This window comes from Streptococcus merionis DSM 19192, from assembly GCF_000380085.1.
GTDB classification, from domain to species: Bacteria; Bacillota; Bacilli; order Lactobacillales; family Streptococcaceae; genus Streptococcus; species Streptococcus merionis.
Map to the genome: position 1 here is coordinate 117,105 of NZ_KB904555.1, position 12,867 is coordinate 129,971.

Consider the following 12,867-nt stretch of genomic DNA (forward strand, 5'->3'; position numbering starts at 1 on the left):
AAAATCGACGAAAAAAGCACCCTTAGGGGAAACCCACGAGTGCTTTGAATCGTTGATATATCGCTGATAATTAACGTTTTGAGAATTGACTTGCTTTACGAGCTTTCTTAAGACCTGGTTTTTTACGTTCTACCATACGAGCATCACGTGTCAGAAGACCAGCGCGTTTCAATGAATCACGGAAATCTGGGTCTACTTCAAGAAGCGCACGCGCGATACCGTGACGGATCGCACCTGATTGACCACCGTAACCACCACCATTAACATTTACGAAAACATCGTATGAGCCTTCTGTAGAAGTCACTGCAAATGGTTGGTTAATCACCAAACGCAAGTCTGCGTGTGGAATATACTCTTCAACATCTTTTTTATTAACAGTAATTTTACCAGTACCTGGAACCAAACGTACGCGAGCTACCGCATTTTTACGACGACCAGTACCTGTATATTGTGCTTGTGCCATGTTCTATTCGTTCCTTTCCTTAGATAAGACCTGAAATATCAAGTACTTCTGGTTGTTGCGCAGCGTGAGTGTGTTCAGCACCTACAAATACTTTAAGTTTCATGCCTTGCGCACGTCCCAAAGTATTGTGTGGCAACATTCCTTTAACTGATTTTTCAATCAAACGAACAGCGTTTTTGGAACGCAACTCACCAGCAGAGATAGATTTCAAACCACCTGGATGCATTGAGTGAGTGTAGTAGATTTTATCAGTTGCTTTTTTACCAGTCAATTTCACTTTTTCAGCATTGATCACGATCACAAAGTCACCTGTATCTGTATGTGGTGTGAAAGTTGGCTTGTTTTTACCGCGAAGGATGCTAGCAACAACTGCTGATAAACGTCCAAGAGGGACATCAGTTGCGTCCACAACATACCATTTGCGTTCTACTTGGCCTGGTTTAGCCATAAATGTAGTTTTGTTCATGATTTCTCCTATTTATATCAAATCGTTTTTGTTTACAGGTGGACGTTCCTATCCACAAGGTATTTGAAGGTTCCGGGGCCTTTCAAATGGGGTAAACAATACCGTTTAATATGATACCAAAAAAAAGAGCCTAAAGCAAGTGCTTTAGGCTGATATTTTTTAATTTGTAACTTCCCAGAGTAAGTTCCGTTCGTAGAGTGCTGTCACTTTTATCAATAAAATTGAAAAAATGACTTGTGTTTGGCTTGACTTTGTCCTCACTCCCTCATTTCGTGGTTGTTCTGAGTTTATGATAAGCCAAGTTTTTTATTTGTGCTAGAATGAACTAGCACAACGGGTTAGAATTATATTTTCATATATTATAATCTCCAACAGTGCGATCCGCCATTTTCACAAACGGGACATAGACTAATGTACAAATCACTAAGCAGACAATTGAAAGTACTATAGATTTCCAATCAAATGCTGTTGCAAAGAAACCATATAAAATTGGTGGCATAACCCATGTGACATTTTGTGTAACAGGTGTGACTAAACCGAGAACTGTGGCTAAATAAGCCACCGATGCCATCAAACATGGACCAATAATATACGGAATGAATAGAAGTGGATTTAATACTACCGGCAGACCATAATTGACTGGCTCACCGATATTGAATAGTACAGGAGCCATCCCCAATTTCGCAACTTCTCGATAATGTTTATTTTGCGATTGCCATAGAATCGCTAATAACAGCGCTAAACCATCAAACCAGACAAAAGCACCGAAAGAACCGCTATTCCATAAATAAGGAATTGCCTCACCTGCTTGATAAGCCTCTAAGTTCGCAAGCATTGCAACACCAAATACTCCCTCCATAACTGGTGCAAGTATATTTCCTCCATGTAACCCAAAGAACCAAAAGAGTTTATTCAAAAATACGATAAGAACTACGGCAAAGAAACTTTGCGACAAGGAAAGCAATGGGGTTTGTAAAACCTTATAGACCCAATCAATAAAGAGTTCTCCAGTAAGAATGTCAAAGACATAGGTTAGAATACCTACCGAATACATTGCTAAAAAGCCTGGAATAATGGACATAAATGGTTTGACAATCGCTGGCGGCACTGAATCCGGCAGCTTGATTACCCAATTTCGCTTCATTGTTTTACAAAAAATAATTGATGCTAAAAAACCAATTAAAATAGCCGTAAAATATCCTCGAGCATTAATGGAACTTCCTGAAAGTACATTATTTATCGTTAGAGTAACCTGATCGCCTGAAACAACTGCATTTGAAACGCCATCAAATAACTCTTTAAGATTTTGACTATTTTCAAACTTAATGACCTGAATTGCCTTGTTACCAATAGAAATAACAAAAGAAGCCAAAGCTACTAAACCAGACGATGTAGTATCTACTTTATATAGTTTAGCGACATTAACACCTAAACTATATATAAATAGCAACGACACAATTGGAATACTACCTTGAAAAATTAAACCATTAATATCAACTAACCATTGAAAAGCATTTGTAATACTGGTAAAACCAAATTGAGCAGGTAAATCTACCAGAAATGCATTGATTAATAAAGCAATAGATCCTGTCATAATAACTGGCATCGTTGCTATAAAAGAATCTCTGAGTGCGACTAAAAAGCGTTGATTACCAATTTTTGCTGCGATAGGAGTTAATCTCTCCTGAAGTTTATCTAAGTTGATGGACATTTTGCTTCTCCAATCTTTTAATCGTTTTCCATACTATAAACGAACCTTAACTCATTAAATGGAGTCTTATTCCAAATCCGACAAAAATTTAATAGCTATATACTGATCCATTATTTAACTCCTCCTTTTTATTATTTTAAATAAACATAAAAACAAAAACCGTCTATTTTTAGTTATATTTTATAATAAAAATAGACGGTTTGTCAAGTACCTTTTTAATAAAATAAATTCCGTTGTTATACTTTTTTAGCTCCTCTAATATCTGTTACTCATAAATCTATAGAAAATGATTACTGCTCATCACTTTTCTTTATCTGCACTAGTCTATCTTTTCCCATTTATCAAACAAAGAGCATTGTAAGCGGTAAGTCGTCATCTTTGATGAAGTTGACACCCCAGTCAGAACGACTAGGGGTCTCACAGCTGAAATCAAAGAAAAACCAAACGTCTACGGTCGTCTTAACCAGATGAGTCCAATTGTAGCCCATATTCGGCTTCATGGGTAAACATTCTATAACGGAGTCATGTCTGTACACTGATATACCCCATATAGTAGACAGTGAAAAAACAACATTCACTAGACACTATAAGGGGAATTTTCCTATGTCCAAAAGCCATCCAAAATCAGTAAAAGAGAAGTTAGAAATCATTCGATTGTATCTTACTCATGAATACTCTATCAGTCAGTTAGTAAAGTTATACCAAGTTTCTGAATCGACCATTAAACGATGGACAAACCGATATGAGAAAAATGGGATGACTGGTCTTAAAGCAAGCCAAACTTGGAAGAAATACTCCAAAGAAGTAAAGGAGCAGGCTGTTCAAGACTATCTTGATGAGGTTGGTTCACAGAGTGATATCTGTCAAAATACGCTATTTCGTCACCATCTGTTCTCCAAAAGTGGATAAAATGAAGCAACCTGACTCCTTGGGAATTCAGGAATCAGGTTGCTTAGTATCTGTTGTCTACTTGACAGGGAGCCGTTCACACAGCTCCATTATCGACCGTGACTTATTTAAAATCTTTCAGATAAATCTTCAAATCACGCAACATATCCTTGCGTCCTCGAAAGACCTCTCCTCCCATGAGACGGTCAAAATTGTCCTGCAAAGGCTCTGGCAAAGCCTGTCGATACTGCTCTAGCATGTCTCGCAAAATGACCCGATCAGCCGTAGCCATCTCACGAATGTAGAGCTTATGCGCCACTTCGCTCACTTCCTCATAGTTTTGCCGGTTGAGCTTGCGTTTATCACTCTCCTGCTTACGAACCATGTCCAGCACATAATTCCGAAACTTGGTCTTGAAAAAGCGGAATAACTCTCCCTCATTGTTTTCAATCCCTGGGCAGGCGGTCAACAAGCGTGATAAGGTCAGCATCCCTTCCTGATCCCAGTCTTCTTGATCCCACAGCTGGATGTAGTACTCCTTGCGCGTTTTGTGCACGATGGGTGCCACCTTTTTGTAAATAGATTCAAATGTCATCACTATCTCCTTTAGCATTCTTTTGTTAAGATAGGAGCATTGTAACCTATTTTTAGCGCCCTGTGGTCAGGATTTCATAAACGGTCGCCTTTCACTCACCAATGGTCAAAATGAAAAATCCCGAGAGAGTTACTCACGAGATTTAAGCGATATTATTCTTCGTCCAAGAAGCTGTTGAAGACTTCTTCAATCATGTCCCATTCAGCGGTCGCATCTTCTGGAATCGGCTGAAGGTCACCTTCTGTGCCGTCTTCGTTTTCAGTGAATGAGTAAGCTTGGATTTCCACTTCACCGTCTTCGTCTTCTTCAGCAGATGCTGGAATCAAAAGCACATAGTTCTTACCAAACTCTTCTTGGCCATCAATGGTCAAAAGAATCTCAAAGAGCGTTTCATTGCCATTCTCATCAACAAGGGTAATCAATTCGCGTTCTTCATGGTTATGGTCGTGGTTGTGTGACATACTGTCTCCTTTTGTTCAAATCATTTCGTTTGAGAGTAAGCTCAAATCTAAGTAGTTGTTAAAAATGGCGGTCCAGATAGTTTTGCAAAATCAGCTGTGCTGCTAATTTGTCAATAACCTTCTTGCGCTTGCCTCGGCTCAAGTCTGCCTGCTCCACCAACATGCGCTCTGCTGCCACAGTGGTCAATCGTTCATCCTGATATTCCACAGGTAAATCAAAGTGGTCAATGACCAGCTGGCCATAGGCCCGCGATGCTTCCACGCGAGGACCTTCTGAGTTGTTCATATTTTTTGGTAGACCGATAATCAATTTGCTGACTTGGTACTGTTTGATTAGCTCTGCCAATCGCTCCAAGCCAAACTCGCCCTTGACTTCATCAATTGGAATAATCTCCAGCCCTTGAGCGGTGAAGCCTAGTGGATCTGATACAGCCACGCCGACTGTTTTCGAGCCGACATCTAATCCCATTATTCTCATTAAATATCAATCCCATGGCCGTTCAGATAGAAACGAACAAGCTCTTCGACAATCTCATCTCGCTCATACTTACGGATCTGGTTACGCGCGTCATTATAACGGGGAACATAAGCAGGATCACCACTGAGAACGTAACCGACGATTTGGTTGATGGGATTGTAACCTTTTTCAGCCAAAGAATTGTAAACATTAGTCAATGTTTCACTGATTTCTTTTTTGTTTGTGTCGTCCAATTTGAAACGAACTGTTTCGTCTGTGAATCCCATAATGACACCTTCTTTCTTCATTAATCTCTAGCCTTTATTGTAACTGATTTTCAGTCTTTTCACAACTATTTGCCCTAGTGTTTTTGCAGATATGGCAAATCATTTTGATCTGCTTCATTTGATTGAGGTGTAACAGGTTGAGCGCCATAAGTTTCCAAGCGCTTGAGGTATTTCTCTGCGGTAAGGGTTTTAATATCCTCTAAACCAGAGCCTTTGAACATTTCCGATTGGGCTAACGCTGCTGTATCAAGATTAGGAACATCCAGGGTAAAGAGAAGATACATATTGTTTTGTTCATCAAACTGAAGCTCATACTCAAGCCCTGTGACAGCCTCCAAAGCTCGGTAAGCCTCATCCGAACTTATGGACTCCTGTATGATACGCTTGGTCTCTTCAATCCCTACTTCGTCAATTGCTTTTGTGATTTCTTCAGTCGCTGGAAGGCTGTTTTTTAACACCAACTTTTGAATCACATCACCTTGATAAACAACCGTCTGTTGCTGCTTTTGCCCGTTAGCCATTTCGATGTCAAATACCTGAGTCTTAACAACGGCCTCCGCACTGGTTGAGGTTTCAGTTGAGGTGCTCTTCTCTTTTGGGGAGCAGCCTATCAAGCAAACCATTACCAAAAGCGGCAATGCCCATCCTATTTTTTTCATCCCATTCTCCTTGTCGTTTACAGTTAGTATACCATTTTTAACCTCATCTTTCAAGGTGATATTGGCTTGGAACAGTTAAAACCACCCGTTTTCAAGGGTGGCCTGTACACTAGCTGTGAGCCATTAGTCTCTAGAACGTCTAAAATGCCCGCTGAGTTTTACAACTTGACTAACACTATCACAGCGAACTTTTATCGCATTCTGAAATTCCATCCGAAAAAGAATCTTCCTATTCTTTTGAAAATCAGAATTTCTCGTTTTTTTGTTGCTCAAATAGTATTTTATCTGATTTACTGTCTGAAAAAAGCTGCTCAATCCATCACCGATCCATCAAGTGTGTCCTTTGCTCGCCAGTCATATCTTTAGAGTTAACGTATTTTTTCAATTCATCTTCGAGAAAAGAAAATGCGCATGCCAATAGGATAAATAGGATGGGATAAGCAACTAAGTGTAATCCGTAGAGTAAGCCAATTGGAAAGCCAAGCAGCACAGTGATAATCAATGGTAAAATCGATGAAGAATAAAACCATTGATAAAGCCAAAGCAAGTAATTTCATACTTGGCTTAACAAGGCTATCCATTGCGAGAGATTCTTCGTTGTCATCGCTATCACCTTCTTCCAATTACTATTATAGATCTAAATTATGTTGAAGCCAAATTTAACATTATTTAGATCTGCCGAGATGTTTCTTGTTTGATTAAAAAAGGAAAGACCAGACAAAAGCCCAGTCTCCAGCCTGATTGATTCGGTACAGGTTCTTATTTTATTTGATAATCACTTGAGATAAAAGGGTTTCAAATTTGGTTAAACTGATCTCTTTTTTCAGACTTATTTTGATGCGGCCTAGAAGCGTCCAAAGTTCAACCTCAGCGCCTGTATCCATAAAAACCCCACCACGATCGGAAGACCACATCTGCACCGAGCTATATGGAAGCACATAGGTCTCCACCTTTTTGGGTGCCAGCGCTGGGCTATCTCGAACAATCAAACGCTTATCCGTAAAGATAGCCATATCTTTCAGTGTCTTAAAGGTGGCAATGATTTCCTCATCTGGCAAGAGTAACTTAACAGCATCTTCAGATGCGTAAGTTTCTTTGGTCAAGGTCCATGCAAGGGCTATTTCTGTCATGATATTCTCCAGTATTTTCTTTTCATTATATCAAAAATTACCACTTTTGGGTATCGTTTCAAAGTTTGAATCACGTCAAACGCAGGACGAAAGTCAAGTATTGAAAACACCTACTGTGTCTCTTGTCACTTTTGTGAAAAATGTGGCGAGATTGTTTTTGTCTCAGAAATCAGGAAGATGTCAGTCTTGTCATCTCCCTGTCATGACGGCGATTTTACAGTATCTTCCATGGTCAATTCTCTTTGCTCTATTTCCTACATTTACTATATCAATCTATGACTTTAGTCACTTTTTCTGATGACCTTCTCGCCTAGGCGGAGGGGAGTTGATTTGGGATAATGAAGGCAGAAAGAGAGAATCCTATGAAAATAAAAAGCATTCTGATTCTTATTTTAGGGATTAATATGCTGCTGTGGGGCTTTCAACCCAGCTTGACCATACCTGAACCAGTACGATGGATTTTAGCAACCGCTTGGTTTGTTCTCTGGCTACGTTATGGTTTATTGCCACGATTGGAGGAATGAAAAGATGACTAAACCTGTAATTGTCGCTCAAAAGGTGAGCAAAACGATTAAAGGAAAACCGATTTTGACTGATATTTCCTTTGAGATTTATGAGGGAGATTGTGTGGCCTTGATTGGCCCAAACGGTGCTGGTAAGACAACGCTGATGAGCTTGATTCTGGGTGATAAGTTAGCTAGCGAGGGGAAAATAGCTATCCAAGACTTGCCTGTTCGCCACCCAAGCCTGAGGTCTAAAATGGCTGTCCTATCCCAAGAAAATCGGGTTCCTGATAATCTCAAAGTACAAGAATTGCTAGATTTTTTCATATCAATCGCTAAAAATCCTTTGCCAGATGCGGTGATTGATGACTATTTGAGGTTCTCCACAGAGCAGAAAAAACAGTTGGCTGGCAAGCTCTCAGGAGGTCAAAAACGGCTACTCTCTTTTGTCCTGTGTCTGATTGGTCAGCCTGACATTCTCTTTTTGGATGAACCGACAGCTGGCATGGACACATCGACGCGTCAGCGTTTCTGGGAAATCATTGCCCAACTCAAACAAGCTAATAAAACCATCATCTACTCCAGCCATTATATCGAAGAGGTAGAGCATACGGCAGAGCGAATTTTGGTCTTGCATCAAGGAAGACTTTTGCAAGACACGACACCATTTGCCATGCGGCGTGAGGAAAATGAGCGCGAGGTGACTTTGTCTAAGGATTACCTAGATATCATCCAGAAATTACCAATGGTTGATGACTTGGTCATTAAGTCGGATGTCATTTCCTTTATGACCCAAGATATTGAGGGTGTTTGGGAGAAGTTGCAAGCAGAGGGCTGCAAGATTTCCGATATTGAGGTGCAAAATAAAACCTTGCTTCATACTCTATTTGATAAAACGCAGGAGGTTGACAAATGAAAGCATTGTTAAAAGTAGAATGGATTAAAATCTGGCGAGAATGGCCAACCTTTATCATGGCAATTGGCATGCCAGTGGGCTTTTTCCTTTTTTATTCTGGCATGGATGTGTATGGCGATGCCAGTGCACAAAAAGCCTTTATCCAGTCCTACATGATCACCATGACAGCCTTCTCCATGTCCAGTTTTGGTTTTTTCACCTTTCCTTTTATGCTGGTCGAGGATAAAAGAGACAACTGGCTGACCTATATTGAGCACTCTAGCTTACCGATTTGGAAATACTATCTGTCCAAGGTTGCCCGTGTGCTTTTGAACTTTGTCTTTTCGATTACAGTGACTTTCCTGATCGGTGCATTCTTTCGAGATGTCACTATGTCTGCTAGTCGCTGGGTTGGGTCTGCGATTTTGCTTTTGGTTGCCAGTCTTCTCTTTTTGGCCTTTGGCCTACTCATCGCGCAAATCAAATCCGCCCAGACCATGTCTATCGTGGCCAATATTGCCTTTCTGGGCTTGGCCATCATCGGTGGTTCTTGGATGCCTATCGAGACCTTTCCGAATTGGGTTCAGTCTATCTCCAAGTGGACACCACTCTATCATGTCAATCAGTTGGTTGTCCAATTTGCGCAAAATGGGGATATTCTCTGGAAATCATTTACCAGCGTCATGGCCTATGCTATAATGATAACAGGACTTGCCCTAGTCATTCAACGTAAAACCGAGGTAAACTAATGTTTCGTTCCTTTAAAGAGACAGATCCGCTCTATTATGCGGGTCTGGTTTTTATGATTTTCCCTTTTGGAGGGATTGCTTGGTTTGGCTATCCCGTCTGGACCATTATTCCGTCAACGGCCTTTTCGCTTGCCTATCTGGCCATTATTCATATCAAAAATCGCTACCAAAAAACCATCGCCCTGCTTTGGTTTTACCTGCTAGGCTACATCGTCTGGATGTCCTGCTTTATTGAAGGCTCCATGATGTGGTTCTTCTTCTTTTTGACCAATCTGTTGGTTTGGCGATTTGGTGACAAAATCAAGAGTTATCGGTTTATTTCTTTTTTGCTAGGCATCTTCGTTGTCATTGTGATAGGCATGGTTCGCTCGACTTCCTTGTTTGCAAAAGTCTACTGCATCATTATCCCGATTTTTATATTGGTCATGCTTTTTACCCAGTATCAGAATCTTCAAGCAGAGGAGTTGCGCGAAGAACTTTACCAGCAAAACAAGACCATCAACCTCCTCGCTGCTGAAAATGAGCGCAACCGTATCGGTCGTGATTTGCATGATACTTTGGGACATACCTTTGCCATGATGACTCTGAAAACCGAACTAGCGCTCAAGCAGCTAGACAAGAACAACACACCAGCAGTGCAAAAAGAATTGGAAGACTTACGAACCATTAGCCAGACTTCCATGAAAGAAGTCCGCGAACTCATCAACAACCTCAAATACCGTACTGTTTCAGAAGAATTAACCACTATTCAGGAGATGTTTACCCTGTCAAAAATTGACCTTGAGGTGGACAACCAGATTAAGACCGACCAACTAGCACCCGTCATGCACTCCACCATAACCATGATTTTGCGGGAGTTAGCTACCAATATCATCAAACATGCTCAAGCTCGACACTGCCAGATTCGGATTGAGCAAGCAGACCAGCTCACCATTGAAGTGACCGACGATGGTGTCGGCTTTGACCAGCTCACAGGAGAAGAACTCCATTCCATCAAGGAGCGCTTGCAGTTTGTTAAGGGTCAGGTGGCGATCGTCTCAAAAGCTAATCCAACCACCATTCGTATCAGCCTAGATCAAGGAGATGTACCCTCATGAAATTACTTGTTGCCGAAGACCAGTCTATGTTGCGAGACGCCCTTTGTCAACTTCTCCTCATGGAAGAGGATGTCGAAGAAGTGTTTCAAGCCAAGGATGGACTTGAAGCAATTGCCATTCTCCAAGAGCAACCTGTAGATGTCGCCATTCTCGATGTTGAAATGCCCAGCAAGACAGGACTTGACGTCCTAGAGTGGGTTCGAGCGAATCAAGACATCAAGGTCATTATAGTGACCACATTCAAGCGCCCAGGCTATTTCCAGAGGGCTGTGCAACATCAGGTCGATGCTTATGTCCTCAAAGACCGCTCCATTAAGGAACTCATGCAGACCATCCATAAGGTTTTAGCAGGTCAAAAAGAATACTCCCCAGAATTGATGGAGCAGATATTGATACAGGCTGATCCCTTGACCGATCAAGAGCGACAACTCCTGACTTACATGGCTCAAGGCCTATCCAACCAAGCGATCGCTGACAACATGTTTCTCTCCCTAGGCACCATCAAAAACTACGCCTCCACCGTCTTTGATAAAATCGGCGCCCATAACCGCACCGATGCCGTGAGAATCGCTAAAGAGAATGGGTGGGTATAAAAATAATCCTTGAGATCTTAAAAAGAATCTCAAGGATTATTTTTATGTGCTCTTCAGTAGAAACATTACTATACAATGGAGTAGATTCAAAGAAAATTAAAGCAGACCAGACAAGATGACGATGTATTCTTTTGATTTTCAAAAAATCTTAATTCTTATTGAGAAAGTGCTTATCTGGGCGAAAAATAGTTCAGATAAACTTCTAAAATATCATCAGAGATAGTATCATCATAAATAAGACACCTACGCACATTGGGATTGCAGTTCTTTTCACTAGCTTGATAGGATCTTCTTTCGTAGCTCCTGCGACGATAAGGATTACTGCTGATACAGGTGAAACTGCTCGGAAAAGGTTCCCTGCCAATCCTAATGGAACGGATAGGGCAACGGGCGAAATGCCAGCAGATTCTGCAAGAGGAACTAATAGAGGAACCATGGCAAAGAATAAGGCTGTCCCACTACCGCTTAGTAACACGATAATTGCAGAAAAAATGACAAGAATGATTGGAAGTAACACACCTGAAGATGAGGTCTTTGTCATTGTCTCTTGAAGGATAGTAATCAATCCGATGCCTTTTAAACCATTGACAAATGTAGAGGCAGCAACTAGTAACATGACAATGTCAATAGCACTTCCCATCCCTTTAAAGAACTTATCAGATTTGGCAAGAGTTTCTTTGGTTTCTTTGTTTCTCAGTAATTCAATAAATAAAGTGATTATAAATGAAATAATAGTGACAGACACCACAGTTAAAGGTAGAACAATCCCAAAAAGATTCAGAATAAAGCTTGCTAACAGAATTAGGATTGGAAGCAATGGGAGGATGGCGTACAGAACACTAAAAGACTTAACAGTTTCTTGAGTCTCGGAGACTTCAATTATAGCCATATTTTTTTCTTTAGAATCACAATATTTTTGCCAAACCATGTGCACTAAGGCCATTACAAATAGGGTTGGGATAGATATAATAGCATGGGAACTAAAAACATACTCGGATACAGATATTCCTAATGCTTCGGCAACAGCAACATTGTCTGAACCAAGAGGAGTAGGCATAATAGTTGCTGTTGTTGCAATAACAGCAGCAGCTGTTAAATTAGACATACCTGATTTTCTAAGAACAGGAAATAAAGTAGCGATTAAAATGATGGCTAGGTTAGAAGCACTAGGTATCACTAAAGATAGTAAATTTCCTAGTAAAAATACAACGGGAACAAGAATGTAAGGGGATTTGATATAAACTAAAGGTTTTGTTAACATTCTTACAGTCATATCGTTTGCTCCAATGGCGGTCATATAAGCAGAATAGCCTCCAAGAATGAGAATGACCAAACCTGCTCCTGATAGAGTGTCACCTAATTGATTCACAATAACTGTTATAGGATCTAGTAAAAAATGAGAGGGCTTTTCTAAAATAGGATGTCCCAATAACTGCGCAACATACAGCAAAATCAATCCGATAGCAAATAAACTTATTTTAATGTCATGCTTTTTAATAAGCATATATGAAATAGCAAGCAGTGATACAGCGCTGATTAAAAATACCAATATAGTTTCCATTTTATTCCTCCTCGTAAAATAAGTTTCTGGGGATTTTGCATTCCCAAGTACTATGTTTTCTAACTTAACTACCGAAAGATTTTCTAGAGCAACAGAGTCATGGAATAGGCTCGTGGTTGTCTCCTTGTCACACTTGACTTAACAAGAAAGTTTATAGGCTGGGCCCAAATCCAGACTTTATTTTTGATTCGTAGAAAGAACCATTTGCAAGTGTTTGGAGAAGTGAGGTTGAGATAAAAGGTACTCAGTCTCGTTCGTTTTTAGTGTGAATAGCTTGACTCCCTGAACCTCAATGAAGAAAGCCTTTCTTGATTGGTTGGAGTTGATCCCGCTCCTCCCTAATTTTTGCCAC

Annotated in this window: 17 protein-coding genes; 6 read left to right on the top strand and 11 right to left on the bottom strand. The window is 40.5% G+C overall.

All coding sequences use genetic code 11. From position 1 onward, the window contains the following. Positions 1–70: 70 nt before the first annotated feature. The 4 genes from rpsI to A3I5_RS12635 all read right to left on the bottom strand — a co-directional run bounded on the left by rpsI (position 71) and on the right by A3I5_RS12635 (position 3,140). Positions 71–463: a 30S ribosomal protein S9 gene (gene rpsI / locus A3I5_RS0107655; RefSeq protein ID WP_018374018.1), complete on the bottom strand. Its 393-nt coding sequence runs from the start codon at positions 461–463 to the stop codon at positions 71–73. Positions 464–482: 19 nt separating this feature from the next. After that, a complete protein-coding gene (rplM, locus tag A3I5_RS0107660; RefSeq protein ID WP_018374019.1) occupies positions 483–929 on the bottom strand; it encodes a 50S ribosomal protein L13 in 447 nt (148 codons plus the stop codon). Positions 930–1,281: 352 nt separating this feature from the next. Then, positions 1,282–2,640 (bottom strand): PTS sugar transporter subunit IIC, encoded by a 1,359-nt coding sequence (locus tag A3I5_RS0107665; protein ID WP_018374020.1) that lies wholly within the window; start codon positions 2,638–2,640, stop codon positions 1,282–1,284. A gap of 341 nt (positions 2,641–2,981) precedes the next feature. After that, a complete protein-coding gene (locus tag A3I5_RS12635) occupies positions 2,982–3,140 on the bottom strand; it encodes a hypothetical protein (protein WP_156809078.1) in 159 nt (52 codons plus the stop codon). Positions 3,141–3,243: 103 nt separating this feature from the next. Between A3I5_RS12635 and A3I5_RS11820 the strand changes: the two genes are divergently transcribed. After that, complete coding sequence (locus A3I5_RS11820) at positions 3,244–3,549, top strand: helix-turn-helix domain-containing protein (protein ID WP_051071098.1); 306 nt, start codon at positions 3,244–3,246, stop codon at positions 3,547–3,549. A gap of 103 nt (positions 3,550–3,652) precedes the next feature. On the opposite strand, the gene A3I5_RS0107680 is transcribed toward A3I5_RS11820, so the two are convergent. The 6 genes from A3I5_RS0107680 to A3I5_RS0107705 all read right to left on the bottom strand — a co-directional run bounded on the left by A3I5_RS0107680 (position 3,653) and on the right by A3I5_RS0107705 (position 7,117). After that, the gene (locus tag A3I5_RS0107680; RefSeq protein ID WP_018374022.1) at positions 3,653–4,123 is read right to left on the bottom strand and encodes a sigma-70 RNA polymerase sigma factor region 4 domain-containing protein; all 471 of its coding nucleotides are present in this window, start codon (positions 4,121–4,123) and stop codon (positions 3,653–3,655) included. 152 nt (positions 4,124–4,275) lie between these two features. Then, positions 4,276–4,584 (bottom strand): DUF1292 domain-containing protein, encoded by a 309-nt coding sequence (locus A3I5_RS0107685; RefSeq protein ID WP_018374023.1) that lies wholly within the window; start codon positions 4,582–4,584, stop codon positions 4,276–4,278. Positions 4,585–4,642: 58 nt separating this feature from the next. Continuing rightward, complete coding sequence (gene ruvX / locus A3I5_RS0107690; protein WP_026216987.1) at positions 4,643–5,062, bottom strand: Holliday junction resolvase RuvX; 420 nt, start codon at positions 5,060–5,062, stop codon at positions 4,643–4,645. Beyond that, positions 5,062–5,328, bottom strand: a complete 267-nt coding sequence (locus tag A3I5_RS0107695; protein WP_018374025.1) for an IreB family regulatory phosphoprotein — start codon at positions 5,326–5,328, stop codon at positions 5,062–5,064. The genes ruvX and A3I5_RS0107695 overlap by 1 nt, the downstream gene beginning before the upstream one ends. 74 nt (positions 5,329–5,402) lie before the next feature. Then, entirely contained in the window at positions 5,403–5,987 is a 585-nt protein-coding gene (locus A3I5_RS0107700; RefSeq protein ID WP_018374026.1) for an SP0191 family lipoprotein, read from the bottom strand. A gap of 764 nt (positions 5,988–6,751) precedes the next feature. Then, the gene (locus A3I5_RS0107705) at positions 6,752–7,117 is read right to left on the bottom strand and encodes a PH domain-containing protein (RefSeq protein WP_018374027.1); all 366 of its coding nucleotides are present in this window, start codon (positions 7,115–7,117) and stop codon (positions 6,752–6,754) included. A 362-nt stretch (positions 7,118–7,479) separates the two neighbouring features. On the opposite strand from A3I5_RS0107705, the gene A3I5_RS12645 reads away from it, so the two are divergent. The 5 genes from A3I5_RS12645 to A3I5_RS0107730 are packed head-to-tail and all read left to right on the top strand — an operon-like array spanning position 7,480 to position 10,954. Further along, entirely contained in the window at positions 7,480–7,641 is a 162-nt protein-coding gene (locus A3I5_RS12645; protein WP_018374028.1) for a hypothetical protein, read from the top strand. A 4-nt stretch (positions 7,642–7,645) separates the two neighbouring features. Then, positions 7,646–8,536 carry an ABC transporter ATP-binding protein gene (locus tag A3I5_RS0107715; protein ID WP_018374029.1) on the top strand — a complete coding sequence of 297 codons (891 nt, stop codon included), beginning with the start codon at positions 7,646–7,648 and terminating at the stop codon, positions 8,534–8,536. Then, positions 8,533–9,264 (top strand): ABC transporter permease, encoded by a 732-nt coding sequence (locus tag A3I5_RS0107720; RefSeq protein ID WP_018374030.1) that lies wholly within the window; start codon positions 8,533–8,535, stop codon positions 9,262–9,264. Before A3I5_RS0107715 ends, A3I5_RS0107720 begins: the two co-directional genes overlap by 4 nt. After that, the gene (locus A3I5_RS0107725) at positions 9,264–10,361 is read left to right on the top strand and encodes a sensor histidine kinase (protein ID WP_018374031.1); all 1,098 of its coding nucleotides are present in this window, start codon (positions 9,264–9,266) and stop codon (positions 10,359–10,361) included. The genes A3I5_RS0107720 and A3I5_RS0107725 overlap by 1 nt, the downstream gene beginning before the upstream one ends. Continuing rightward, positions 10,358–10,954 carry a response regulator transcription factor gene (locus A3I5_RS0107730; protein ID WP_018374032.1) on the top strand — a complete coding sequence of 199 codons (597 nt, stop codon included), beginning with the start codon at positions 10,358–10,360 and terminating at the stop codon, positions 10,952–10,954. The genes A3I5_RS0107725 and A3I5_RS0107730 overlap by 4 nt, the downstream gene beginning before the upstream one ends. 202 nt (positions 10,955–11,156) lie before the next feature. Here the strand turns inward: A3I5_RS0107730 and dcuC are convergent, their stop codons facing one another. Then, positions 11,157–12,515, bottom strand: a complete 1,359-nt coding sequence (gene dcuC, locus A3I5_RS0107745) for a C4-dicarboxylate transporter DcuC (RefSeq protein ID WP_018374033.1) — start codon at positions 12,513–12,515, stop codon at positions 11,157–11,159. Positions 12,516–12,867 lie beyond the last annotated feature (352 nt).